Annotated in this window: 23 protein-coding genes and 2 pseudogenes; 12 read left to right on the top strand and 13 right to left on the bottom strand. The window is 71.6% G+C overall.

Annotated features, from left to right (window positions below; genetic code table 11):
• Positions 1 to 106: 106 nt before the first annotated feature.
• The 3 genes from ABZ920_RS20160 to ABZ920_RS20170 are packed head-to-tail and all read left to right on the top strand — an operon-like array spanning position 107 to position 1,742.
• Positions 107 to 682: a sigma-70 family RNA polymerase sigma factor gene (locus ABZ920_RS20160; RefSeq protein WP_361506488.1), complete on the top strand. Its 576-nt coding sequence runs from the start codon at positions 107 to 109 to the stop codon at positions 680 to 682.
• Complete coding sequence (locus ABZ920_RS20165) at positions 673 to 1,368, top strand: hypothetical protein (RefSeq protein WP_361506491.1); 696 nt, start codon at positions 673 to 675, stop codon at positions 1,366 to 1,368. Before ABZ920_RS20160 ends, ABZ920_RS20165 begins: the two co-directional genes overlap by 10 nt.
• Positions 1,365 to 1,742 carry a hypothetical protein gene (locus ABZ920_RS20170; protein WP_361506494.1) on the top strand — a complete coding sequence of 126 codons (378 nt, stop codon included), beginning with the start codon at positions 1,365 to 1,367 and terminating at the stop codon, positions 1,740 to 1,742. Before ABZ920_RS20165 ends, ABZ920_RS20170 begins: the two co-directional genes overlap by 4 nt.
• Before the next feature lie 220 nt (positions 1,743 to 1,962).
• Here ABZ920_RS20170 and ABZ920_RS20175 read toward each other — a convergent pair whose 3' ends face one another.
• A complete protein-coding gene (locus ABZ920_RS20175) occupies positions 1,963 to 2,490 on the bottom strand; it encodes a hypothetical protein (protein WP_361506496.1) in 528 nt (175 codons plus the stop codon).
• 18 nt (positions 2,491 to 2,508) lie between these two features.
• Positions 2,509 to 2,673 (bottom strand): hypothetical protein, encoded by a 165-nt coding sequence (locus ABZ920_RS20180; protein ID WP_361506499.1) that lies wholly within the window; start codon positions 2,671 to 2,673, stop codon positions 2,509 to 2,511.
• On the opposite strand from ABZ920_RS20180, the pseudogene ABZ920_RS20185 reads away from it, so the two are divergent.
• Positions 2,669 to 3,215, top strand: a pseudogene (locus ABZ920_RS20185) (tyrosine-type recombinase/integrase); the annotation flags it as partial. The gene ABZ920_RS20180 and the pseudogene ABZ920_RS20185 sit on opposite strands and share 5 nt — an antisense overlap.
• Before the next feature lie 52 nt (positions 3,216 to 3,267).
• On the opposite strand, the gene sodN reads toward ABZ920_RS20185, so the two are convergent.
• Positions 3,268 to 3,663, bottom strand: a complete 396-nt coding sequence (gene sodN / locus ABZ920_RS20190) for a superoxide dismutase, Ni (RefSeq protein ID WP_361506502.1) — start codon at positions 3,661 to 3,663, stop codon at positions 3,268 to 3,270.
• A gap of 145 nt (positions 3,664 to 3,808) precedes the next feature.
• Between sodN and sodX the strand changes: the two genes are divergently transcribed.
• Positions 3,809 to 4,243: a nickel-type superoxide dismutase maturation protease gene (sodX, locus tag ABZ920_RS20195; protein WP_361506504.1), complete on the top strand. Its 435-nt coding sequence runs from the start codon at positions 3,809 to 3,811 to the stop codon at positions 4,241 to 4,243.
• Here sodX and ABZ920_RS20200 read toward each other — a convergent pair.
• Positions 4,126 to 4,776 carry a CGNR zinc finger domain-containing protein gene (locus ABZ920_RS20200; protein ID WP_361506506.1) on the bottom strand — a complete coding sequence of 217 codons (651 nt, stop codon included), beginning with the start codon at positions 4,774 to 4,776 and terminating at the stop codon, positions 4,126 to 4,128. The two genes, sodX and ABZ920_RS20200, sit on opposite strands and share 118 nt — an antisense overlap.
• Before the next feature lie 121 nt (positions 4,777 to 4,897).
• Here ABZ920_RS20200 and ABZ920_RS20205 point away from each other — a divergent pair.
• Positions 4,898 to 5,682: pseudogene (locus ABZ920_RS20205) on the top strand (class I SAM-dependent methyltransferase).
• A gap of 131 nt (positions 5,683 to 5,813) precedes the next feature.
• On the opposite strand, the gene ABZ920_RS20210 reads toward ABZ920_RS20205, so the two are convergent.
• The 3 genes from ABZ920_RS20210 to ABZ920_RS20220 are packed head-to-tail and all read right to left on the bottom strand — an operon-like array spanning position 5,814 to position 8,536.
• Positions 5,814 to 6,617, bottom strand: a complete 804-nt coding sequence (locus ABZ920_RS20210) for an amino acid ABC transporter ATP-binding protein (RefSeq protein WP_361506508.1) — start codon at positions 6,615 to 6,617, stop codon at positions 5,814 to 5,816.
• Complete coding sequence (locus ABZ920_RS20215) at positions 6,614 to 7,543, bottom strand: amino acid ABC transporter permease (protein WP_361506511.1); 930 nt, start codon at positions 7,541 to 7,543, stop codon at positions 6,614 to 6,616. Before ABZ920_RS20215 ends, ABZ920_RS20210 begins: the two co-directional genes overlap by 4 nt.
• A 27-nt stretch (positions 7,544 to 7,570) precedes the next feature.
• Positions 7,571 to 8,536 carry an ABC transporter substrate-binding protein gene (locus ABZ920_RS20220; RefSeq protein ID WP_361506514.1) on the bottom strand — a complete coding sequence of 322 codons (966 nt, stop codon included), beginning with the start codon at positions 8,534 to 8,536 and terminating at the stop codon, positions 7,571 to 7,573.
• 551 nt (positions 8,537 to 9,087) lie between these two features.
• On the opposite strand from ABZ920_RS20220, the gene ABZ920_RS20225 reads away from it, so the two are divergent.
• From ABZ920_RS20225 to ABZ920_RS20240, 4 genes are all read left to right on the top strand, one after another.
• Positions 9,088 to 10,311 carry an NADP-dependent malic enzyme gene (locus ABZ920_RS20225; protein WP_361506517.1) on the top strand — a complete coding sequence of 408 codons (1,224 nt, stop codon included), beginning with the start codon at positions 9,088 to 9,090 and terminating at the stop codon, positions 10,309 to 10,311.
• Between the two features lie 450 nt (positions 10,312 to 10,761).
• Positions 10,762 to 11,727: a zinc-binding dehydrogenase gene (locus tag ABZ920_RS20230; protein WP_361506520.1), complete on the top strand. Its 966-nt coding sequence runs from the start codon at positions 10,762 to 10,764 to the stop codon at positions 11,725 to 11,727.
• 110 nt (positions 11,728 to 11,837) lie between these two features.
• Positions 11,838 to 12,047: an HTH domain-containing protein gene (locus tag ABZ920_RS20235; RefSeq protein WP_018571396.1), complete on the top strand. Its 210-nt coding sequence runs from the start codon at positions 11,838 to 11,840 to the stop codon at positions 12,045 to 12,047.
• Positions 12,047 to 12,610 (top strand): Clp protease N-terminal domain-containing protein, encoded by a 564-nt coding sequence (locus tag ABZ920_RS20240; protein ID WP_361506522.1) that lies wholly within the window; start codon positions 12,047 to 12,049, stop codon positions 12,608 to 12,610. Before ABZ920_RS20235 ends, ABZ920_RS20240 begins: the two co-directional genes overlap by 1 nt.
• A gap of 10 nt (positions 12,611 to 12,620) precedes the next feature.
• Here ABZ920_RS20240 and ABZ920_RS20245 read toward each other — a convergent pair whose 3' ends face one another.
• Together ABZ920_RS20245 and ABZ920_RS20250 are read right to left on the bottom strand one after the other, a co-directional pair.
• Entirely contained in the window at positions 12,621 to 13,601 is a 981-nt protein-coding gene (locus tag ABZ920_RS20245) for a helix-turn-helix transcriptional regulator (protein ID WP_361506524.1), read from the bottom strand.
• A 1-nt stretch (position 13,602) separates the two neighbouring features.
• Positions 13,603 to 14,511 (bottom strand): DUF4097 family beta strand repeat-containing protein, encoded by a 909-nt coding sequence (locus tag ABZ920_RS20250; RefSeq protein ID WP_361506526.1) that lies wholly within the window; start codon positions 14,509 to 14,511, stop codon positions 13,603 to 13,605.
• A 252-nt stretch (positions 14,512 to 14,763) separates the two neighbouring features.
• Here ABZ920_RS20250 and ABZ920_RS20255 point away from each other — a divergent pair, with 252 nt between their 5' ends.
• Complete coding sequence (locus tag ABZ920_RS20255) at positions 14,764 to 14,943, top strand: DUF6104 family protein (protein ID WP_003992906.1); 180 nt, start codon at positions 14,764 to 14,766, stop codon at positions 14,941 to 14,943.
• A 218-nt stretch (positions 14,944 to 15,161) separates the two neighbouring features.
• Here the strand turns inward: ABZ920_RS20255 and ABZ920_RS20260 are convergent, their stop codons facing one another.
• The 4 genes from ABZ920_RS20260 to ABZ920_RS20275 form a co-directional block, all read right to left on the bottom strand.
• Positions 15,162 to 18,995, bottom strand: coding sequence for a multifunctional oxoglutarate decarboxylase/oxoglutarate dehydrogenase thiamine pyrophosphate-binding subunit/dihydrolipoyllysine-residue succinyltransferase subunit (locus tag ABZ920_RS20260; RefSeq protein WP_361506529.1), 3,834 nt, complete (start codon positions 18,993 to 18,995; stop codon positions 15,162 to 15,164).
• Positions 18,996 to 19,276: 281 nt separating this feature from the next.
• Positions 19,277 to 20,383, bottom strand: coding sequence for an ATP-binding protein (locus tag ABZ920_RS20265; protein WP_361506532.1), 1,107 nt, complete (start codon positions 20,381 to 20,383; stop codon positions 19,277 to 19,279).
• Positions 20,380 to 21,117, bottom strand: a complete 738-nt coding sequence (locus ABZ920_RS20270) for a response regulator transcription factor (RefSeq protein WP_361506534.1) — start codon at positions 21,115 to 21,117, stop codon at positions 20,380 to 20,382. Before ABZ920_RS20270 ends, ABZ920_RS20265 begins: the two co-directional genes overlap by 4 nt.
• A 111-nt stretch (positions 21,118 to 21,228) precedes the next feature.
• Complete coding sequence (locus tag ABZ920_RS20275) at positions 21,229 to 21,924, bottom strand: spermidine synthase (RefSeq protein WP_361506537.1); 696 nt, start codon at positions 21,922 to 21,924, stop codon at positions 21,229 to 21,231.
• Positions 21,925 to 22,142: 218 nt separating this feature from the next.
• On the opposite strand from ABZ920_RS20275, the gene ABZ920_RS20280 reads away from it, so the two are divergent.
• Positions 22,143 to 22,496 carry a DoxX family protein gene (locus ABZ920_RS20280; protein ID WP_361506616.1) on the top strand — a complete coding sequence of 118 codons (354 nt, stop codon included), beginning with the start codon at positions 22,143 to 22,145 and terminating at the stop codon, positions 22,494 to 22,496.
• Positions 22,497 to 22,707 lie beyond the last annotated feature (211 nt).

Raw genomic sequence — 22,707 nt, forward strand, 5'->3', positions numbered from 1 at the left:
CGTTGGACACACCGGGCGGCACATCTCTCACGTCCGTGAGCTGTGACGTGCGTCACAGGACGGTGAGGGGGTACTCGCCCGCTTCCGAGACTTGTGCGGGAGCGCCATGACCGAACGCACTGGTTTCCGACCGCTGGAGGCCGATCTGCCGGACCGGCTGCTGGCCGTACGGGCGGCCGAGGGGGACACGGACTCCTTCGCCGTCCTGGTGCGGCGGCACAGCCGGTCGCTGCTGGTCCTGGCGCGTTGCATGCTCGACAGCCCCCAGGACGCCGAGGAGGCCGTGCAGGACGCCTTCGTCAGCGCCTGGCGGCGACTGCCGGAATACCGCCACGGCGCGGAGTTCCGCACCTGGATCCACCGGATCACCGTCAACCGCTGCCTCACCGTCCGGCGTCGCCGGCCGCCGCCCCTGTCCCTGGAGACGGTCGTCGAACCGGCGGCGGGCGACGCCTGGAGCCAGCCCGCCCGGTGCGCCGAGCAGGACGCGGCCACGGCCGCGCTGGTCCGCGCGCTGGCCGAGCTGGACGCCGGGCAGCGGGTCTGCTGGCTGCTGAGGGAACTGCAGGGCCTGACCTACAAGGAGATCGCCCACGTGACACGGACCAGTGAGCAGACCGTGCGGGGCAGACTGTTCAGGGCACGCCGGTCCCTCCAGGAGGCGATGGACCCATGGCGCTAGACGACCCGCACGCCAGGCCCCCGGAATTCTCCGGAGCCGACGGGTCCCGGACCGGTGCGGCCGCCGCCGGCGGGTCCCCGTTCCCGGGTGACGAGGTACTGCCCTGCGGCCGCCTCCTCAGCCGGGCCTGGGAGCAGGCGAGGGACGCGGCACCGGCCGCGGACCCGCACACGGGGTCCTGTCCGTACTGCCGAGCGGCCGTCGGGGAACTGGCCGCGGTGAACGCGGCCACCCGGGCCCTGCGCGCCGAGGCCCCGCCGGGCCTGGACACCCTCGCCGACCGCGTCATGGACGTCGTCGAAGCGGAGGTCCGGCCCGGACCGCTGCTGCCGCTGCCCGACCCGGAGCGGGACCTGCGGATCGCCGAGAGCGCCGCGGCGAAGGTGCTGCGGCGGGCCGCGGACACGGTGCCCGGCGCGCGGGCGGCGACCTGCCGGCTCGTCCCCGAGGGCGCCGACGTGCGGGTGACCATGACCGTGGCCGCCGCCCTCGACCGCCCGCTGCCGGACCGGGTCCGTCAGGTGCGCCGGTCCGTCCTGCACTCGGCCGGACAGGACCTGGGAGTGGCCGTGACGGCCGTCGACATCACCGTCGTCGACGTGCTGGAGCCCTGGCCGCCGCCCGGCCCCGCGGGCTCCGGCCCTCCCGCGGGCTCCGGCCCTCCTGCGGGCGGTGGTGCGGGGTGACTGCCGCCGGCCCGTCCGCTCTCCTCGGCATCGCGGCCGAGGCGGCCCTCGCGGTGCCCGGTACGGCCGGTCTCCAGCCCCGCCCCGTCCACCGCCTCGCGGCGGCCGTCGCGCCCACAGGGAGGGACCCCACGCCGCGCACCATCCCGCCCGAGGCGGGCATCCGCGCCGACCGGGCGCCGGACGGCCCGGGATGGCACATCGAGGTGCGCTGCGTCCTGACCGCGGGCCACCGGGTGCTGGACACCGCCAGGAACGTCCACGACCGGGTGCGCACCGCCGTCACCTCCCACCTCGCCGCCCACGGCGGCGCCGAGCCGGTCACCGTCGCGGTCACCGTGACCGCCGTCACCACCCACCACGACCCGCCCTGAGTACGGCGCTCACCGGGCTGGCCCTTACCCGTCCTCGTTGCCGACGCACCGTGCCCACCCGCGGCCGGGCGAAGAAAAACCGCACCCTACTGACAGGCCGGGCCGGTGACCCGCGGTGATGCTTGCCGCAGGTCGTTGAGCCGGTATTTTCCTGATGGCCGGCGATGGCGTACGACGGTCCCGGCTGGGTGTCCTGCGGACTGTGCGCGGATTGCCCGGCTTACAGATCTTCGTCGTCGACGGGTTCCGGTTCGCGGATGTAGGCGAGGTCCACCACGTAGCGCTCGGTGACCGGGGGGTTGTTCCACGCCTGGGTGAGGTGGTCCTCGAAGGTGTCGTCGGTGGGGTGGTCGAGCGTCGTGGCGTAGTAGTCGGCTGTCGCCTGCCGGTTCTCCCACCAGGTGTGGCCTTCGTACACGCCGGGGCGGGGCAGGGTCATCTCCCCTGCCGGGCCGTATTCCAGTTGGTTGACGACGAGGACGCCGGTCTCCGACTCGATGCTGACAGCAACGTGGCCTTCGGCCTCGGCGGGCGGGTGGGGTGCGATGTCCCAGACGCGGATGGCTACCTCGACTTCGATGTCGGGCTGCAGGCTGAGGAGGTAAAGGTGGTAGCCGTTGCCGGCGACCACCTGCCTGCGGGCAGCGGCCATGGCGTCGTCATCGCTGAGATCGGCATCGGCGTCGTAGACCTCCACGACGCGGCGGGCCGGTGTGGCCTTGCAACGGTATTCGGCCAGGAGCGCCATGGGGCCGCTGCCTTTCTGCTAGTTGGTGACCTTGATGTAGAAGGCGTCGCCGTCCAGCACGCGGTTGAGGGTGTACATCTGGTCGAGCCCGCGACCGCCGGTCTCATGGTCGTCGCCGTCGGTCAACCGTACGGAGAACCGGTTGTCGCCCTTGGTGGAACCATCCTTCGTCGCTCGCCGCATCGGCCTGCGCATAGGCGAGCTGCTCAACCTCAAGGTGTGGGACGTCGATCTCAAGGCCGGCACCATCCGCGTCGAGCGGCGGCGACTCCAGTCGGGGAAGATCGGTCCGCCTGAGACCGCCAAGTCCCCACGTACGGTGCCGGCCGGAGAGGTCGTCACCCATGCTCTCCTCGCGCACCTCGCCGCCCGCCCCCCAGGGAGTGGCTGTTCACCATGGAGGAGGGGGGAGCCCTCAACTACCGCCGCTGGCAGGCGGAGTGGAACTGTGCTCGCAGGGCGCTCCAGGCGGGGAGAACGCGGCTGCCGAGCGTGAGGGGCGCAAGCCCGTCCAGCCGCAGCACATGGTGACCCACGGCCTGCGCGACGTCTTCACCTCCGCGCTCATCGCCGGCGGGGCGGGCGTCGAACAGGTGCAGATCGTCCTCGGCCACGCGTCCACCGTCATCACCGTGCGTAGCTACGCCCACCTGTGGCCGGGCGAAGAAGACCGCACCCGGGCCGTCATGGACGCCGTGGTCGGCGGCCCGCGGGCCGGGTGCGGACAGCCAGGCCCTTTGACCCGCGAAAGCGCGGGTCAAAGGGCCTGGGTAAAGATCAGGCCTTCTTGGTCTCCCAGAAGATCTTGTCGATCTGGGCGATGTAGTCCAGCGCCTTCTGGCCGGTGGCCGGGTCGGTGGACGCCTTCGCCGCGGAGAGCGCCTTCAGGGTGTCGTTGACGAGCTGGTGCAGCTCCGGGTACTTCTCGAAGTGCGGCGCCTTGAAGTAGTCGCTCCACAGCACGGACACGTGGTGCTTCGCGAGCTCCGCGCGCTGCTCCTTGATGACGGCGGCACGCGTCTGGAAGTGCGGGTCGTCGTTGCCGGCCATCTTCTCCTGGATGGCCTTCACCGACTCCGCCTCAATGCGGGCCTGGGCCGGGTCGTACACACCGCAGGGCAGGTCGCAGTGCGCGCTGACCTTGACCTTGGGGGCAAACAGGCGGGAAAGCATGGAGCATTCCTTCCTCGTGATCGTCTTCTCAGGTGGGACATTACTCCCTGCACGACCTGTTTTCGCGAGTGCCCCCATGGGCTTAGGGCAAAAGTCCGGGGCGAGACGGAGACTGGTGGAGGAAGACCAGGGGAGGTGCCCGGTGATGCCGGAGTCGTCGCGCGAGACGGGCCGCGCGGGTGCGGTCCTGCCCTTCGGGCTGGCCGAGGTGACCGGGCCGTCCATGGTGCCCACGCTGTACCACGGCGACCGGCTCGTGGTGCAGTACGGAGCCCGGATCCGCCCGGGCGACGTCGTCGTCCTGCGGCACCCGTTCCAGCAGGACCTGCTCGTCGTCAAGCGCGCAGCGGAGCGCCGCGAGGGCGGCTGGTGGGTGCTGGGGGACAACGCGTACGCGGGGGGCGACAGCACCGACTACGGAACCGTGCCCGAGGACCTGGTCCTGGGCAAGGTCCGCTTCCGCTACCGGCCGCCCGGCGCCGGCCGGCTCTCACCGCTGGCGCGGGTGCGCTGGGCGCTTTCGGCCGCCCGGCCCGTTCTGGCCGGGCGGTCGGCCTCCAGGCGCTTGCGGGCGCGGTAGGCGGCCACGTTGGCGCGGGTCGCGCAGCGGTCGGAGCAGTAGCGCCGGGAGCGGTTGGTCGAGGTGTCGAGGTAGGCGTTGCGGCAGGGTGCGGCCTGGCACAGGCCGAGCCGGTCGACGCCGTACTCGGTGAGGTGGAAGGCCAGGCCCATCGCCGCTATGGCCGCGTAGCCGGCGGTCGCGTTGGACGGGTGGTCCGCCAGGTGCATGTGCCACAGCGGGCGGCCGTCCTCGTCCCGGTGGTCGTGCCCGGAGATCTGCGGGCTCACCGGGAACTCCAGCAGCAGGGAGTTCAGCAGGTCCACCGCGAGGGTCTCGTCGCCCTCGTCGGCCGCCTCGAACACCGCGCGCAGCCGGGCCCGGACCGACCGGAAGCGCGTGACGTCGGCGTCCGTGGCGCGACGGGCGGCCGACGCGTTGCCGCCGAACAGGTCCCGGACGGCCTCGACCGAGGTCAGCGTGTCCTTGCCCCGGGCGGGCTCCTCGCTGTTGACGAGACGTACCGCGTAATCCGAGTAATAGGCCAGTTCCACTTGTAGTCCTTACGGAGGCGCTCTACGGTCAGGGATGCGGTGGGTAACAGCCGGTCGTGGTCCCAGCCTATTACGTATGGCGTGACGGCTGCGGCGTGACGTACGAGCGGGAGGGGAGACGATGACGGACACGGGCACGGGCACGGGAGCCGCCGGCACCGCGGGGGCCGACTGGCAGGCCTGGCAGGACAGCTGGGACCGGCAGCAGGAGTGGTACATGCCGGACCGCGAGGAACGGTTCCGGATCATGCTCGACATGGTGGAGGCCCTCGTCGGCACGGCGCCGCGCGTCCTCGACCTTGCCTGCGGCACCGGCAGCATCACCGCCCGGCTGCTCGCGCGCCTCCCCGGGGCCACCGGCACGGGCGTCGACCTCGACCCGGCGCTGCCGGCCATCGCGCAGGGCACCTTCGCGGGCGACGAGCGGGTCACCCTCGTCACGGCCGACCTGAAGGACCCCGACTGGCCGGCGCGGCTGCCGCACGACTCCTACGACGCCGTCCTGACCGCCACGGCCCTGCACTGGCTGCACAGCGAACCCCTCAAGGCCCTCTACGGCCGGTCGCCGGACTCGTCCGCGACGGCGGCGTCTTCATGAACGCCGACCGCATGATCGACGAGTCGACGCCCCGGATCAACGCGGCGGAACGCGCCCTGCGGCACGCCCGCGTGGAGCAAACCAGGCGGGCCGGAGCCTTCGACTGGACCGAGTGGTGGCAGCTCGCCGCCCAGGACCCCGTCCTCGCCGGGCCGACGGCCCGCCGCTTCGAAATCTACGGTGAGCACGCCGACGGTGACATGCCCTCGGCGGCGTGGCACGCGCACGTCCTGCGCGAGAAGGGCTTCGCCGAGGCGCGGCCGGTGTGGTGCTCGCCGTCGGACACGCTGCTGCTGGCCCTGAAGTAGGCCGGGGCCCGGCCCGTGAGCGGACGGGCCGGGACGCGGCGAGCGGAAGGGCCGGGACGCGGTGAGCGGAAGGGGCGGTACGGAGGATCCGTACCGCCCCTTCCGTCTGCGCCGGCGCCGGCGGCGAACCGCTAGAGCACCTTGGACAGGAAGGACTTCGTCCGCTCGTGCTGAGGGTTCGTCAGGACCTCACGCGGATGGCCGGACTCGACCACCACGCCGTCGTCCATGAACACCAGCGAGTCGCCGACCTCGCGGGCGAAGCCCATCTCGTGGGTGACGACGATCATCGTCATGCCGTCCTCCGCCAGGTCCCGCATGACGTCGAGGACCTCGCCGACGAGCTCGGGGTCCAGGGCCGAGGTCGGCTCGTCGAAGAGCATCAGCTTCGGCTGCATCGCCAGCGCGCGGGCGATGGCGACGCGCTGCTGCTGACCGCCGGAGAGCTGGGCGGGGTAGTGGCCCGTGCGGTCGCCGAGGCCGACGCGGTCCAGCAGGGCCTGGGCGCGCTCGCGGGCCACCGCCTTCGACTCGCGCTTGACCTGGACCGGCGCCTCCATGACGTTCTCCAGCGCCGTCATGTGCGGGAAGAGGTTGAAGCGCTGGAACACCATGCCGATGTCCCGCCGCTGCGCCGCGACCTCCCTCTCCTTCAGCTCGTGGAGCCGGTCGCCCTTCTGCCGGTAGCCGACCAGTTCGCCGTCGACCCACAGCCGGCCGGCGCTGATCTTCTCCAGGTGGTTGATGCACCGCAGGAAGGTGGACTTGCCGGAACCGGACGGGCCGATCAGGCAGAACACCTCGCGCGGGTTCACCTCCAGGTCGATGCCCTTGAGGATGTGCGCCGGCCCGAAGGACTTGTGCACGCCCTCCGACTTGACCATGGGCGCGCCGCTGGTGCTGCGGACGACGTCCTTGCTGAGGCTGCTGCTCATCGGGCCACCTCCGGGCGGCGGAACGAACCGAACAGGCGGAGGTTCCTCTTCAGGCGCTGGAACGGGGTCGGCGGCAGGCTGCGCGTCGAACCGCGGGCGTAACGGCGCTCCAGGTAGTACTGGCCGACGGAGAAGACGCTGGTGAGGATCAGGTACCAGATCGACGCGACGAAGTACATCTCGACCACCGCCAGCGAGGTGCTGGAGATGTCCGTGGACCGCTTGATCAGTTCGTTGAACTGCACCGCGTACGCCAGCGACGAGGTCTTCAGCATGTTGATGAACTCGTTGCCGGTCGGCGGCACGATCACGCGCATGGCCTGCGGGAGGACCACACGCCGCAGCGTCTTGCCCTGGGTCATGCCCAGCGCGTGCGAGGCCTCCGTCTGGCCCTGGTCGACGGACTGGATGCCCGCCCGGACGATCTCCGACATGTAGGCGGCCTCGTTCAGGCCGAGACCCAGCAGAGCCGCCAGGAACGGAGTCATCACCTGGTTCATCTCGTCCTTGTAGAACCCCAGGTTGAGGATCGGGAAGACGAGGGAGATGTTGTACCAGAGCAGGAGCTGCACCAGGACCGGTGTGCCGCGGAAGAACCAGATGTAGAGCCAGGCCACGCTGCTGGTGACCGGATTCGACGACATCCGCATCACGGCGAGGACCACGCCCAGGACGAGACCGAGCACCATGGCGAGCACGGAGATGTACAGCGTGTGCCAGACGCCGGACAGGATGGTGCCGTCGGTGAGGTAGTCCGGGATGATGCCGTAGTTGATCTCCGCGTTGGAGAACGCGGTCACGATCAGCGCCAGGATCGCGATGACCGCCGCCCCGGCCAGCCAGCGGCCGTAGTGACGCACGGGAACGGCCTTGATCTGCTCCGGCGGCACCGGCGGGGCCGGGACCTTGTTGACAGTGTCAGTCACGGTGACTGCCCTTCGGTTGCGCGAGGCTCAGGAGCCGCCGTTGATCGTGACCTCGGTGACGCCGCCGTCCGTGACGTTCCACTTCTGCAGGATCTTCTGGTACTCGCCGTTCTTGATGATCGCGTCCATCGCGGCCTGGAGCGCGTCGCGCAGCTGGGTGTTGTCCTTGGCGACGGCGATGCCGTAGGGACCGGCCTCGATCTGCTCGCCGACGACCTCGAAGTCCTTGCCGCCGCCGGAGGTCTTGGCGTTGTAGGCCGCGACCGGGAAGTCGTTGAGGTCCGCGACGGACGCGCCCTGCTTCAGGCGCAGCAGCGCCTCGGGGTCGGTGTCGAAGGTCTGCAGCGTGATGGCCTTCTTGCCGTCCTTGGTGCACTTCTGGCTCTGCGCCTTGGCGACGCCCTCGGACGTGGTGCCCTTCTGCAGGGCCACCACCTTGCCGCACAGGTCGTCCAGCGAGCCGATGCCCTTCGGGTTGCCCTTCTGGACGAGGATCGAGGTACCGGCGGTGAAGTAGTCGACGAAGTCGACGCCCTTGCCGACCTTCTTGCCGTTGCTGGAGTCGATGCCGTTCTGGCGGTCCTTCGTGTCGTTCATGGCCGACATGACGATGTTGAACCGCTTGGACTGCAGGCCGACGATGAGCTGGTCGAACTTGCCGTTCTGGAAGTCGAACCGCACACCGAGCTGCTTGCCCAGGGCCGCCGCCACGTCCGGGTCGATGCCGGCGGGCTTGCCGCTCTGCATGAACTCGACCGGCGCGTAGGAGATGTCGGAGCCCACCTTGATGACGCCGGCGTCGCGGATGTCCTTGGGGAGCTTGTCGGCAAGCGGCGCGGAGGCCGACGACGCGTTCGCGCTGCCGGTGTCGCCGCCCTTGTCCGTCTGGTCACCGCAGCCGGTGAGTATCAGGGCGCCTGCGACCGCGAGCGCACCCACCGCAGCTAGCCGGGAGTGCGCAGCGGTCGGACGACGGGTGGAGCGTGCGGTCATGGTGGTTCCTCCGGCGGATGGGTGGCGTGCCGATGGGTCGACGAGAACACTCACCTTCGGGTGTCGCGACCTCGTGTGAATGACCGCATCTTGCCATTTGAGCTGCGCCATTCAGGGGGCCGACTATGTCAAAATCGGATAACGGGTGAACTCCGACCCGCGATGAAGTGACCCCCAGGGGCCGGACCATCTGCGGGGACGCCTCCTCCATGCCGGAAGATCTTCGGCGCATCTCACGCAACGGTCGGCGGCGACGCGTTGTTTGCGTTCTCTTGGCGCGTTTCCCAGCGCTTGCCGACGGCGTGTCCCCATATTGAGCTACTTGTCGGGTGGTCGTCATGTGACCTTGGCGTTATGGACTCGTCGTCGGCGCTGTCCGTCCGGTAAGAAGGTTCTTTACACCCCTCATCCGGGGCTCAGGGCGCGTGTGCGGCGCGCCCGTCGCGTAGGTGCCCGTCACGATCACCGACCAGGGCCGTACGCGGTGCCCGCCCACCCCTCAACCAGGAGTGGCCACCCTCAAACCATGAACACTTAAGGGGTAAAACCAAGTGGCAGCGGAGATCGTCAATCCTCGCAGCGACAGCAGTACGGACGGGGAGAGCGGGGCCGAGCCCCTCGATTCCTTCGATCCGGCGTTCGCGCTGCACCGCGGCGGCAAGATGGCCGTGCAGGCCACCGTGCCCGTCCGCGACAAGGACGACCTGTCCCTGGCGTACACGCCCGGCGTCGCGCGGGTGTGCACCGCCATCGCCGAGCAGCCGGAGCTGGTCGACGAGTACACGTGGAAGTCGTCCGTCGTCGCCGTCGTGACCGACGGCACGGCCGTCCTCGGTCTCGGGGACATCGGGCCCCGGGCATCCCTCCCCGTGATGGAGGGGAAGGCCATCCTCTTCAAGCAGTTCGGCGGCGTCGACGCGGTGCCGATCGCGCTCGACTGCACGGACGTCGACGACATCGTCGAGACCGTGGTCCGGCTGGCCCCGTCCTTCGGCGGCGTGAACCTGGAGGACATCTCGGCGCCCCGGTGCTTCGAGATCGAGCGCCGGCTGCAGGAGCGGCTGGACATCCCGGTCTTCCACGACGACCAGCACGGCACGGCGGTCGTCACCCTCGCGGCACTGCGCAACGCGGCGCGGCTGAGCGGCAGGGCGCTCGGCGATCTGCGGGCGGTCATCTCCGGTGCGGGCGCGGCGGGTGTCGCGATCGCCAGGATGCTGGTGGAGGCGGGCATCGGCGACGTCGCGGTGGCCGACCGCAAGGGCGTCGTCTCGGCGGACCGGGACGATCTGACGCCGGTCAAGCGCGAGCTGGCCTCCTTCACGAACAAGTCGGGCCTGAGCGGATCCCTGGAGGAGGCGCTGGCCGGCGCCGACGTCTTCATCGGCGTCTCCGGCGGCACGGTCGCCGAGGCTGCGGTGGCGTCGATGGCCGAGGGGGCCTTCGTCTTCGCCATGGCCAACCCGGACCCGGAGGTGCACCCCGAGGTCGCGCACAAGTACGCGGCCGTGGTGGCGACCGGGCGGTCGGACTTCCCCAACCAGATCAACAACGTGCTCGCCTTCCCGGGTATCTTCGCCGGGGCCCTGCAGGTGAGGGCCTCGCGGATCACCGAGGGGATGAAGATCGCGGCGGCGGAGGCGCTGGCCGGGGTCGTCGGTGACGACCTCGCCGCGGACTACGTGATCCCGTCGCCGTTCGACGAGCGGGTCGCCCCCGCGGTCACCGCCGCCGTGGCCGCGGCGGCCCGGGCGGAGGGCGTCGCCCGCCGCTGACCCCGTCAGCCCCGGTCCTGGCAAGGGCCCCGCCCGTCCGGGCGGGGCCCTTGTGCTGTCGGTGGGGGGCCTCGCGCAGGAACGGCCGGGCGGCTTCGCCCGGCGGGTGGGGGCGGGGTGCGTCCCAGCCGGCGCCGGGCTGTGGGGCACGGCGCCCCCGGTGTGCGGCTCGGCATCCGATGCCGGTGCCGGCGCCCGGCCTGCCGCGCACCGGCCGGGCGGGCGGCCGACGTGCGTGCTCGGCGCGCTCCAGGGCCGGCGCGCTCCAGGGCCGGTGCGGAGCAGGCCGGGCGCCGGCGCGCCGCCGGCTCGCAGCGCTGCCGCAGCGCGCGGGGCCGGTGCGGGAGGACCATGTGCGCCGCCGGGTCGCGGCGTGGCCGTTGGCAAGAAGACGTGTGTCACAGGTGTCCCTGGTTCCGCCGGCCCGGCGCCCCGCCTATCGTCAAGGTCATGTTCGCTGCCTACGCCGCCCGAATCGACCGCGACCAGCCGCTGACCGGCCTCGAGTTGGGGGAGCGCCCGGCCCCTCAGGCCCGCCCCGGCTGGAGCACGATCAACGTCAGGGCCGCCTCCCTCAACCACCACGACCTGTGGTCGCTGAGGGGTGTGGGACTGTCCGAGGACGCCCTGCCCATGATCCTCGGCTGCGACGCCGCCGGCGTCGACGAGGACGGCAACGAGGTCGTCCTGCACTCCGTCATCGGCCAGAGCGGCCACGGCGTCGGCCCGAAGGAGCCCCGCTCCATCCTCACCGAGCGCTACCAGGGCACCTTCGCCGAGCAGGTCGCCGTGCCGACGTGGAACGTCCTGCCCAAGCCCAGGGAGCTCTCCTTCGAGGAGGCCGCCTGCCTGCCCACCGCCTGGCTCACCGCCTACCGCATGCTGTTCACCAACGCCGGTGTGCGCCCCGGAGACTCCGTGCTGGTGCAGGGCGCCGGCGGCGGTGTCGCCACGGCCGCCATCGTGCTCGGCAAGGCGGCCGGCCTGCGGGTGTTCGCCACCAGCCGGGACGAGGCCAAGCGCAAGCGGGCCCTGGAACTCGGCGCCGTGGAGGCGCTGGAGTCGGGCGCGCGGCTGCCCCAGCGGGTGGACGCCGTGATCGAGACCGTGGGCGCGGCGACCTGGTCGCACTCGGTCAAGTCCCTCAAGCCCGGCGGCACGCTCGTCATCTCCGGCGCGACGAGCGGTGACCGGCCGTCCCACGCCGAGCTCACCCGGATCTTCTTCCTCGAACTGAAGGTGGTCGGCTCGACGATGGGCACCAAGGACGAGCTGGAGGACCTGCTGTCCTTCTGCGCGGCCACCGGTGTCCGTCCCGTCATCGACGAGGTGCTGCCGCTCGACCGGGCGCGCGACGGCTTCGAGCGGCTCGCGGCGGGCGACCAGTTCGGGAAGATCGTGCTCACCACCTCCTGAGCGTTCTCCGTCCGGCGGCGGGTCCGGGTTCCCCTACCGGGCCCGCCGTTCGTCCGTCCAACATGTCAACCAGGGTTGACGGGTGCCGGGTGTCAATGTAGGTTGACGGTATGACCGAAGCAACGGATCTCGCCGAGCGCGCGGGCGACCGCGATCCGCGGGTCGGGCTGCGGGCCGTCGCCGCGCTGCGCCGGCTGCTGGAGCAGCTGGAGGCGGTGCAGGTGCGCAGCGCGCGCAACCAGGGCTGGTCGTGGCAGGAGATCGCCGCCGAACTCGGCGTCAGCAGGCAGGCCGTGCACAAGAAGTACGGGAGGCAGTGATGTTCGAACGGTTCACGAAGGACGCCCGGGCCGTCGTGCAGGAGGCGTCCCGGCACGCGGAACAGGCGGGGGCGCGGTCCGTGGACGCCGGGCATCTGCTGCTCGCGCTGCTCGACCGGGAGGCGAGCCGGGCCTCGTTCGCGCTGGCGGCGCTCGGGCTCGAGAAGCACAGGGAGTCCGTACGGCGGGAGCTGGCCGAGGCGCGGCGGCGGGCGGGTCTGACCCGGGCCGATGCCGAAGCCCTCGCCGGCCTCGGCATCGACGTCTCGGAGATCGTCTCCCGCGTGGAGCAGGCGCACGGACCCGGGGCGATGTCCGCCGACCGGAAGGGCGGGGTCCCGTCGCCCGGCCGGCGTCCCTTCAGCCGCGGCGCGAAGGAGATCCTGCAGGGGGCGTTGCGCGCCGCCGTGGGCCGCCGGGACCGCCGCATCGGCGACGAGCACCTCCTGCTCGCCCTGACGGCCCGCCCCGGTGTGCCCGCGGAGATCCTCGCCGACCACGGGGTGACCTACGCGTCGGTGACCCGTGTGCTGTACGGCGGGACCGGGACGCAGGCCGGCTGACAGCCGGCCCTCACCCCTTCGGTCCGCGCAGTACCGCCCCGATGTGCGCCGCCGCCGTCGACAGGTGCCGGCGGGCGTCACGGAGCTGGCCGGCCGTGACGCCGTGGTCGCGGGCCGCGTCGCGGATGTCGTCGCGGAAGCGGTCGAGGAGCCGGTCCAGGTCGCGGGCCGGGTCGCCGGTGAAGTCCTCGTGGGCCCAGGCCGGCTCGTACCCGGCCGGGAAGTCCTCCGGCGTCTGCGTGTACTCGGCGCCCGCCCCGGGCGTGCCGGCCGCACGGCCGAAGGCGTCCTTGCCGAAGTCTCCGAACTCCTTGGCCAGCTCGGTCAGCCCCTCGCGCACACCCGTCGGCCAGTCGCCGCGGGCGAAGTGGTCCTGCACCTGCTCCTGGACCCGCCGGGCGATGCGCTGCAGCTCCTCCTGAGCCCGGTCCTGGGCCTCCTTGGCCTGGCGCCGGGCCCGCTGGGCCTCCTCCCGGGCCCGCCGGCTTTCGTCCTTGGCCCGCCGCGCCTGCTCCTTCCACTCCAGCTTGACGCGGCGCAGTTCCTCCTTGGCGGCGCGCCAGCCCTCCCGGTCGCCGCTCTCGCCCTGCTCTCCGGCGCCCTGACGCGCCTGGGACGCGGCGGCCCGCATCTCGCGCCGCAGGTCGCCGGCGGCCCCGCGCACATCGGCGCGGATCTCGGCGGCGAGCTCGGCGACCGACTCCCGGATCTCCAGCTCCAGATCGGCCAGCTCGTCCCTGCGGCCCGCCAGTTCGGCGCGGCCCGCGTCCGTGATGGCGTACACCTTGCGGCCGCCCTCGGTGGTGTGCGTGACCAGGCCCTCGGCCTCCAGCTTGGCCAGCCTCGGGTACACGGTGCCCGCCGACGGTGCGTAGAGCCCCTGGAAGCGCTCCTCCAGCAGCCGGATCACCTCGTAGCCGTGGCGCGGGGCCTCGTCGAGCAGCTTCAGCAGGTACAGGCGGAGGCGGCCGTGGGCGAAGACGGGAGGCATGTCAGAGCACCTTCTTGTCGGTCGTGCCGTCGGCCGGGGCGCCGGAGGGTCCCTCGCCCGGACCGGAGGCGGAATGGTCCCCCAGGTCCCAGGGATCGTCCTCGGCCGGTGGGCGGCGGAGCAGGGCGATCGAGCCGGAGACGGTGGTGGCCTTGAGCCGCCCGCTGCCCGTACCGAGCCGGCCGGTGATCCGCTTGGCGCCCCACTGGCCGCCGACCCTGAGATCCTCGAAGGCGTTGGTCACCGTCCCGCTGGCCGTGTTCGCCTCCACCTCCGCGTCCGCCGGGTGGGGGAGCCGGATGGCGATCTCACCCGAGACGCTCGTCAGGGCGACGTCGGTGGGGCCGTCGGCCGGGTCGAGGTCGACGATCATCGCACCGCTCACCGAGTCGGCCCGCACCGAGGAGCCCGTGCCCTCGACGACCGTGAGGTCTCCGGAGACCGACTGGAACCGCAGGTCGCCGGAGAGGGCCTGCGCCTCCAGGCTCCCCGACACGGTCTCCGCGCGGACCGGCCCGGTGAGGCGCACCAGCGTGGTGTCCCCGGAGACGCCCCGCACCTCGGTGCGCCCGTCGATGCCGGAGACCGTCGCCGCGGCGCCGACCACGCCCAGTTCGACACGGGTGTGCGCCGGGACGGCCAGGGACACCACGGCGCCGCGCCGCCAGCCCTTGCGGTCCAGCCATCTGAGGAAGCCCTTCCAGGGCAGGTCGTCGTAGGCCACCGTCAGGGTGCCCCCCTGCTGGGTGACCACCAGGGGCGGGCCGTCGATCTCGGAGACCTCCAGACGCGCGGGACCCTGGTCCGTGCCCACGACGTTCACCGTTCCGTTGACGATGCGGACGTGGAGTTCGGTCACGGGCTCGTCGAAGGCGAGCTTGCTGGGCTCGGCGACGGACCACTCGGACATGGACAGACCTCCTCGGGGAGCCGGACGCGCGGGACCACAGGACCGGGTACGGGCCGGACGGCCGGCGTACACGCCATATCGCGTCTCCTGAGATTCACGATATATCGCAGACGGGGGAAGTCAAGGCGCCCGATCGGGTGGCCGGCCGGCCCCGGGCGCCTCCGCCCCGGGCCCTGACGGCGCCGCCGGTGACTCCGTAGGCTGGTGGGCACGGCCGCACGGCCACCCGTACGAACGCAGGAGAACAACCCCATGTACTTCACCGACCGCGGCATCGAGGAGCTGGAGAAGCGGCGTGGCGAGGAGGAGGTCACCTTCGAGTGGCTCGCCGAGCAGCTGCGGACGTTCGTCGATCTGAACCCGGACTTCGAGGTGCCGGTGGAGCGGCTGGCGACGTGGCTGGCCCGCCTCGACGACGAGGACGACGAGTAGGCCGACCAGGCCGACCAGGCCGGGCAGGCCAAGGCAGGCCGGGCAGGCCAAGGCAGGCCGACCGGGCGAGCAGCGATCAGCGAGCAGCCGGGCAGGCCGAGGGGGACGAGCGGGCCGAGCCCCCCAGCGTCTGCCTCGCGCGCACACGCAGACGAAAGGGCCCGGCCCCGGAGATCTCCGGGGCCGGGCCCTCGCCGTCGGGCGGGCCGTTCAGCGGCTCAGGCCTCGAACACCTCGCGCACGAGCTGCTCCTGCTCGGCCTGGTGCCGCTTCGCGGAACCGACGGCCGGCGACGAGCCGTGCGGGCGGGAGATGCGGCGCAGCCGCTCGCCCGCCGGGATGTCCGCACCGACCGCCAGGTCCAGGTGGTCGATGAGGTTCAGGGCGATGAACGGCCAGGCGCCCTGGTTGGCCGGCTCCTCCTGGGCCCACAGGTACTTCTCGGCGTTGGGGTACTTCTTGATCTCCGCCTGGAGCTCGGCACCCGCCAGCGGGTACAGGCGCTCGATGCGGATGATCGCGGTGTCCGTCACGCCGCGCTTCTTCCGCTCGGCGTCGAGGTCGTAGTAGACCTTGCCGGCGCAGAAGACGACCTTGCGCACCGCGGCCGGGTCCACCGACGCGTCGCCGATGACCGGGCGGAACCGGCCCGTGGTGAACTCCTCCGCCTTCGACGCCGCGGCCTTCAGGCGCAGCATCGACTTCGGGGTGAAGACCACCAGCGGCTTGTGGTGCGGGTTGTGCACCTGCCACCGCAGGAGGTGGAAGTAGTTCGCCGGAGAGGTCGGCATGGCGACCGTCATGTTGTTCTGCGCGCAGAGCTGGAGGAAGCGCTCCGGGCGGGCCGAGGAGTGGTCCGGGCCCTGGCCCTCGTAGCCGTGCGGCAGGAGGAGGGTGACGCCGGAGGTCTGGCCCCACTTCTGCTCCGCGGAGGAGACGAACTCGTCCACGACCGTCTGCGCGCCGTTGACGAAGTCGCCGAACTGCGCCTCCCACATCACCAGCGCGTCCGGGCGGGCCAGCGAGTAGCCGTACTCGAAGCCCATCGCCGCGTACTCGCTGAGCAGCGAGTCGTAGACGTTGTAGCGGGCCTGGTCCTCGGACAGGTACAGCAGCGGGGTGAAGTCCTCGCCGGTGTTCCGGTCGATGATGACCGCGTGGCGCTGGCCGAAGGTGCCGCGGCGGGAGTCCTGGCCGGACAGCCGCACCGGGACGCCCTCCAGGAGCAGCGAGCCGATGGCGAGGGTCTCGCCCATGCCCCAGTCGATCGTGCCGTCCTCGACCATGGCCGCCCGGCGCTGCAGCTGCGGCAGCAGGCGCGGGTGCACGGTGATGTGGTCGGGGATGTTGACCTGGGACTCGGCGATCCGCTTGACGACCTCGGTGGAGACGGCCGTGTCGACGCTGACCGGGAAGCCCTCCTGCGGGCCGGGGGCCTCGCCGGCGGCCGGCTGCGAGGTGGCCTCGCGGACCTCGGTGAAGACCTTCTCCAGCTGGCCCTGGTAGTCCTGCAGGGCCTGCTCGGCCTCTTCCAGGGTGATGTCGCCGCGACCGATCAGGGACTCGGTGTACAGCTTGCGCACCGAGCGCTTCTTGTCGATCAGGTCGTACATCAGCGGCTGGGTGAAGGCGGGGTTGTCCGACTCGTTGTGACCGCGGCGGCGGTAGCAGATGAGGTCGATCACCACGTCCTTGTTGAACGCCTGGCGGAACTCGAAGGCGAGCCGCGCGACGCGGACGACGGCCTCGGGGTCGTCGCCGTTGACGTGGAAGATCGGGGCCTCGATCATGCGGGCCACGTCCGTGGCGTACATCGACGAACGCGAGGACTCGGGGGCCGCGGTGAAGCCGACCTGGTTGTTGATGACGATGTGGACCGTGCCGCCGGTGCGGTAGCCGCGCAGCTGCGACATGTTCAGGGTCTCGGCCACCACGCCCTGGCCGGCGAAGGCCGCGTCGCCGTGGATCGCCACCGGCAGGACCGTGAAGTCCGTGCCGCCCTTGTTGATGATGTCCTGCTTGGCGCGGGCGACGCCCTCGAGGACCGGGTCGACGGCCTCCAGGTGGGAGGGGTTGGCGACCAGCGAGACCTTGATCTGCTCGCCGTCCAGGCCGGTGAAGGTGCCCTCGGCGCCCAGGTGGTACTTCACGTCGCCGGAGCCGTGCATCGACTTCGGGTCGAGGTTGCCCTCGAACTCCCGGAAGATCTGCGCGTAGGACTTGCCGACGATGTTGGCCAGGACGTTCAGGCGGCCGCGGTGGGCCATGCCGATGACGACCTCGTCCAGGCGGGACTCGGCCGCGGAGTCGAGCACCGCGTCCAGCAGCGGGATGACGGACTCGCCGCCCTCCAGGGAGAAGCGCTTCTGGCCGACGTACTTCGTCTGCAGGAAGGTCTCGAAGGCCTCCGCCGCGTTCAGGCGGCGCAGGATGCGCAGCTGCTCCTCGCGCTCCGGCTTGGTGTGCGGGCGCTCCACCCGGTCCTGGATCCACTTGCGCTGCTTGGGGTCCTGGATGTGCATGTACTCGATGCCGGTGGTGCGGCAGTACGAGTCGCGCAGCACGCCGAGGATGTCGCGCAGCTTCATCATCGACTTGCCGGCGAAGCCGCCGACGGCGAACTCGCGCTCCAGGTCCCACAGGGTGAGGCCGTGCTCGGTGATGTCCAGGTCGGGGTGCTTGCGCTGCTGGTACTCCAGCGGGTCGGTGTCGGCCATGACGTGGCCGCGGACCCGGTAGGAGTGGATCAGCTCGAAGACGCGGGCGGCCTTGGTGACGTCGTCGTCGTGGCTGGCGTCGATGTCCCTCAGCCAGCGGACCGGCTCGTAGGGGATGCGCAGGGCCTCGAAGATGTCGTCGTAGAAGCCGTTCTCGCCGAGCAGCAGGTTGGCGACCTGGCGCAGGAACTCGCCGGAGGCGGCGCCCTGGATGACCCGGTGGTCGTAGGTCGACGTGAGCGTCATGACCTTGGAGACGCCGAGCTTGTTCAGGGTGTCCTGGCTGGTGCCCTGGAACTCCGCCGGGTAGTCCATGGAGCCGACGCCCATGATCACGGACTGGCCGGGCATCAGGCGCGGCACCGAGTGGACGGTGCCCAGGCCGCCGGGGTTGGTCAGGGAGACGGTGACGCCGGTGAAGTCGTCCATCGTCAGCTTGCCGTCGCGGGCACGGCGGACGATGTCCTCGTAGGCCTGCCAGAACTCGAAGAAGTTCAGCGTCTCGGCCTTCTTGATGGCCGCGACGACCAGCTGGCGGTCGCCGTTGGGCTTCACCAGGTCGATGGCCAGGCCGAGGTTGACGTGGTCCGGCTTGACCAGGGTGGGCTTGCCGTCCTTCTTGGCGTAGTGCCAGTTCATCGACGGCATCGCCTTGATGGCCTGGACCATCGCGTAGCCGATGATGTGCGTGAAGGAGATCTTCCCGCCGCGCGCCCGCTTGAGGTGGTTGTTGATGACGATGCGGTTGTCGAACAGCAGCTTCACCGGGACGGCGCGCACGGACGTGGCCGTGGGCAGCTCCAGGGAGGCGTCCATGTTCTTCGCGACCGCGGCGGACGGACCACGCAGCGTGACGAGCTCGGGGCCCTCCTTCGTCGCGCCGGCGGGCTCCGCCTTCGCGGCGGCCGGCTTATCGGCGGCGGGCTTGGCGGGCGCCGCGGCCGGGGCGGCGGCGGGCTTCGCGGGAGCCGGGGCGGGCGCGGCGGCGGCGGGCTGCGCCGGAGCGGCCGGCGCGGGCGCGGCGGGGGCCGCCGGGGCGGCCTGAGCCGGGGCGGCCTGAGCCGCCGGAGCCGTGGTGGTGGTCTCTGCGGCCCCCGCGGCCGCAGTGCCCGCCGGAGCCGAGGCAGCGGCCCCGGGCTTGTAGTCGGCGAAGAAGTCCCACCAGGCCCGGTCCACGGAGTTCGGGTCCTGGAGGTACTGCTGGTAGATCTCGTCGACGAGCCACTCGTTCGGACCGAACGCGGCCGCGGGGTTCTTCCCGGCTTGGTCGTCGGTCGTAGGGGCGCCTCCCGGCCGAAGGCTGGGGGAGCTCGGGTTACTGGACTGTGGCGACACGGCGGCAACCGCCCTCTTCCGCTTCACAAGGCAATGGACAGCGGGGATACAGGCTACGCCCCCCGAGGGGGGAAGGTCAGGTCGGGCCCGTTCATCGTCGTGTAAGTCACATCGGGAGTTGCGTTTTGGGGCCTGGAATGGCGGGAAACAAGCGTGGATGCCCAGCGGAAGGTAAGCCTCGGCAGGGGCCTGGCCTGAGAAAACGGCGGTCCCGTGCCTGATCACACGTGTCCGCCTGCGGGAACGCTCGTGGATCTTGTGGCTCCGGTTCGAACCCTACGTCAACTCGACGTAGATGAAGACCCCGGAAGGGTGATGAGGATCCGGCAACCACGCTCGGATTCGGCCACACCGATCCGGCCACCGTGCAGGTCCACCGCCCAGCGGGCGATCGCCAGGCCCAGCCCGGTGCCGCCGTCGCTGCCGGGGCCGTGCGGACGGCGTACCGCGCCCCGGTTGAACCGCTCGAACACGCGGTGCCACTCCGACTTCGGGATGCCGGGCCCCTCGTCCAGGACCTCCAGCTCCAGGGAGTCCGGCTGCGGCCCGCGCCGCGCCTTCACCGTCACCCGGCCGTGCGGCGGGCTGTGCTTGACCGCGTTGTCGATGAGGTTGGCCACCACCTGGTGGATGCGCTCGGGGTCCGCGTGCGCGGTCAGCTCCGGCGGGGAGACGTCGAGGTGCAGGTGCACGTCGGTGCGCGTGTGGCTGCCGGACCCGGACGCGATGCCCGCGCGCGCGGAGGCGACCATGTTGGCCTCCTTCAGCACGCCCGACAGGTACGGCCACACCTCGAAGCGCCGCATCTTCAGCGGGACGACGCCGTTGTCCAGCCGGGACAGGTCCAGCAGCGTCTCCACCAGCCGGCCGAGCCGCTCCGTCTGCTTCAGGGCCGTGCGCATGGTCTCGGGGTCGGCCTCGGTGACCCCGTCGACGATGTTCTCCAGCACCGCGCGCAGGCCCGCGATGGGGGTGCGCAGCTCGTGCGAGACGTTCGCGACCAGCTCCTTGCGCTGGCGGTCCTGGGCCTCCAGCTCGTCGGCCATGACGTTGATGGTCTGGGCCAGGTCGCCCAGCTCGTCACGGCGCTTCTCGCTCACCCGGCGCGTGTAGTCGCCGTGCGAGATGGACCGGGCCACCGTGTTCATCTCGTCCAGCGGCGCCGTCAGCGAGTGGGCGACGAACTGGGTGATGAGCAGCGTGGCGATCATCGAGAAGACCGTGATGAACCGCAGCTCGGTGTCGGTGCGCACCGCGATCATCAGCAGACCCGTGGTGATCAGCACCGATATGACGACGAGCGCGCCCAGCTTCGTCTTGATCGAGAACGGGCGGACACCACCCCAGGGCTCGCCCGGGTCCCTCCGTGTGGCCGGCCCGTCGCTCATGGCGCCGGGGTCTCCAGCGCGTACCCGACGCCGTGCACCGTGCGGATCCGCTCGGCGCCGATCTTCCGGCGCAGCGCCTTGATGTGGCTGTCGACGGTCCGGGTGCCGGAGGCGTCCGCCCAGTCCCACACCTCCGCCAGCAGCTGCTCACGGGAGAGCACCGCGCGGGGGGTGTTCGCCAGGCAGACCAGCAGGTCGAACTCGGTGGGCGTGAGGTGGACGTCCTCGCTGCGCACCCGCACCCGCCGCTGCGCGTGGTCGATCTCCAGCTCGCCCAGGCGCAGGATGCCCGAGCGGGGGGTGGCCGCGGCCAGTGCGGCCCGCTCCACGCGGCGCAGCAGCACGTGCACCCGCGCGGCCAGCTCCCGCATCGAGAACGGCTTGGTCATGTAGTCGTCGGCGCCGACCCCGAGCCCGACCAGCATGTCGGTCTCGTCGTCCCGCGCGGTGAGCATCAGCACCGGCACCGGCCGCTGCGCCTGGACCCGGCGGCAGACCTCCAGGCCGTCGAAGCCGGGCAGCATGATGTCGAGGATCAGCAGGTCGGGCTGCCAGGCCTCGGCGGTGTCCACGGCGGACGGCCCGTCCCCGGCCGTCTGCACGAGGAATCCCTCGGCGCGCAGGCGGGTGGCGATGGCCTCCACGATCGTCGGGTCGTCCTCGACCACCAGGACCCGGCGCTGCGCGCCCGGGCTGGCCGTCGTGCCGCTGTGGGAGGTGTGTGTCTGCTCCATCGCCCGCCCCTGAAGTGCTCTCCGGGATCAGTGGGGTGATCCCTTGACTGCGATTGACGCTTGAATGATCGGCGTCAGGCAAGCAGGGTACGGGGAGTGCCCGCGCCTTTGCTATCCAGGTCGAACGCCGAGGTGCACGACGTCCGGTACGCCCCGGGCAACGGGGATCTCATCGGTGCGCACCTGCTGGAATCCGACATTCTGCAAGGTTCCTTCGAATTCCGGAGACGGCTGCGCCGACCACACCGCGAGCACGCCGCCCGGTCTCAACACCCTTGCGCAGCTTGCCAGTCCGGCCGGCGCGTAGAGGCTCTCGTTGTCCTCGGTGACCGTCCAGCCGGGCCCGTTGTCGATGTCGAGGCACAGGGCGTCGTACCTGGCGGACGTCTTACTGACGTGGGCGACCAGGTCGGCCTCGACGATGTCCGTGCGTGGATCGGCGAGGGCCGCGGCGGTCAACTCGCCGAGCGGGCCGGTCAGATGCCAGTCGATGACGGCGGGCTCGCGCTCGACGACCGCGATCCGTCCCCAGCGCGGATCGGCCGCCGCGTGGGCGAGTGAGAAGCCGACGCCCAGGCCGCCGATCAGCAGGTCCGGCGTCGTGCGCCCGGGCGGCGCGCCGCGCGCGGCGAGCGCGGCGGCCGCGGCGTCGACGAGATGGCGTTCCGAGCGGCCGTCGGAGGTGTCCATCAGGAAACAGCCGTTGGCGATGATCTGCAGCAGCGGTCCGTGCCGGCGCAGCGCGACCTCGCCGTAGGGCCCCTCGCGACGGTCCAGCACCACAGGAGTGTCGTAGGACGCAGTCATGAGGGCATCCTGCCGCAACGGGACGCGGCCGCCCCCTGAATTGCGGGGGGCGGGCCGGACGGACCCGAGGGCGGCCGTGCGGGTACGCGGCGCGGCCGCCGCCCTGCCCGTGGGTTACGTCCGGCGAGCCGGCGCCGGGCCGCGCGGGATGTCACATCGCGGGCCTCCCGGCCCGTCCGGGAGGTGAACGGCTCCGCTCACCCCAGGAGGAGGTCCCCCTGCACGCCGCCTACGTCACCGTCACGCTCCTCGCCTCGCTCGCCGGCGGTCCGGCCGCCGCCGCGGACTTCGCCGGACACCCCTGCGCCACCGGCCAGGCCGACGGGCTGGGCGTGCCCCGCTCCTGGATGCGCCCCCTGGGCGCGCTCCTGGCCGCGGGCGCCCTGGGCCTGCTCGCCGGACTGGCCGTGCCGGTGCTGGGCGCACCGGCCGCCGCGGGGCTGGTGCTGTACTTCCTCGGCGCCCTCGCCGTGCACCTGCGGGCCGGCGACCGCCACCTCGGCCCGTGGTCCGTGTTCTTCGTCCTGGCGGTGGCCGCGCTGGGCCTGGACCCGGTCTGCCGCGCCGGCTGAGCGGGCGGGCCGCCGGCGCCCGGCCGGCTGGGACGCGGCCGCGGGAACAGACCCGCCGTCCCGGTGGCTGCGCCGGGTGAGGAAGCCCCGGCCGAGGTCCTTCCCGACCGGTCGTTGTGACCCCATTGCGCCCTGTGTGCGCAAGGTCCGCAGCCGATCGCCCAGAGCGAACAAGACTCTGGGAACAATGGCGGACTCCCGAGCATTGAGT

Origin of the sequence: Streptomyces sp. NPDC046831 (genome assembly GCF_040645305.1) — a bacterium.
In the GTDB taxonomy this organism is placed as follows: Bacteria; Actinomycetota; Actinomycetes; order Streptomycetales; family Streptomycetaceae; genus Streptomyces.

Excerpts from the sequence above, each read along its gene's own strand:
- ABZ920_RS20180 (WP_361506499.1), bottom strand. The coding sequence starts at position 2,673 with ATGCGGCGAGCGACGAAGGATGGTTCCACCAAGGGCGACAACCGGTTC.
- ABZ920_RS20240 (WP_361506522.1), top strand. The coding sequence starts at position 12,047 with ATGTTCGAACGGTTCACGAAGGACGCCCGGGCCGTCGTGCAGGAGGCG.
- ABZ920_RS20265 (WP_361506532.1), bottom strand. The coding sequence starts at position 20,383 with ATGAGCGACGGGCCGGCCACACGGAGGGACCCGGGCGAGCCCTGGGGT.
- ABZ920_RS20220 (WP_361506514.1), bottom strand. The coding sequence starts at position 8,536 with ATGACCGCACGCTCCACCCGTCGTCCGACCGCTGCGCACTCCCGGCTA.
- ABZ920_RS20245 (WP_361506524.1), bottom strand. The coding sequence starts at position 13,601 with ATGCCTCCCGTCTTCGCCCACGGCCGCCTCCGCCTGTACCTGCTGAAG.
- ABZ920_RS20230 (WP_361506520.1), top strand. The coding sequence starts at position 10,762 with ATGTTCGCTGCCTACGCCGCCCGAATCGACCGCGACCAGCCGCTGACC.
- ABZ920_RS20250 (WP_361506526.1), bottom strand. The coding sequence starts at position 14,511 with ATGTCCGAGTGGTCCGTCGCCGAGCCCAGCAAGCTCGCCTTCGACGAG.
- ABZ920_RS20235 (WP_018571396.1), top strand. The coding sequence starts at position 11,838 with ATGACCGAAGCAACGGATCTCGCCGAGCGCGCGGGCGACCGCGATCCG.
- ABZ920_RS20275 (WP_361506537.1), bottom strand. The coding sequence starts at position 21,924 with ATGACTGCGTCCTACGACACTCCTGTGGTGCTGGACCGTCGCGAGGGG.
- sodX (WP_361506504.1), top strand. The coding sequence starts at position 3,809 with ATGCCGGAGTCGTCGCGCGAGACGGGCCGCGCGGGTGCGGTCCTGCCC.
- ABZ920_RS20160 (WP_361506488.1), top strand. The coding sequence starts at position 107 with ATGACCGAACGCACTGGTTTCCGACCGCTGGAGGCCGATCTGCCGGAC.
- ABZ920_RS20175 (WP_361506496.1), bottom strand. The coding sequence starts at position 2,490 with ATGGCGCTCCTGGCCGAATACCGTTGCAAGGCCACACCGGCCCGCCGC.
- ABZ920_RS20270 (WP_361506534.1), bottom strand. The coding sequence starts at position 21,117 with ATGGAGCAGACACACACCTCCCACAGCGGCACGACGGCCAGCCCGGGC.
- sodN (WP_361506502.1), bottom strand. The coding sequence starts at position 3,663 with ATGCTTTCCCGCCTGTTTGCCCCCAAGGTCAAGGTCAGCGCGCACTGC.
- ABZ920_RS20210 (WP_361506508.1), bottom strand. The coding sequence starts at position 6,617 with ATGAGCAGCAGCCTCAGCAAGGACGTCGTCCGCAGCACCAGCGGCGCG.
- ABZ920_RS20165 (WP_361506491.1), top strand. The coding sequence starts at position 673 with ATGGCGCTAGACGACCCGCACGCCAGGCCCCCGGAATTCTCCGGAGCC.
- ABZ920_RS20255 (WP_003992906.1), top strand. The coding sequence starts at position 14,764 with ATGTACTTCACCGACCGCGGCATCGAGGAGCTGGAGAAGCGGCGTGGC.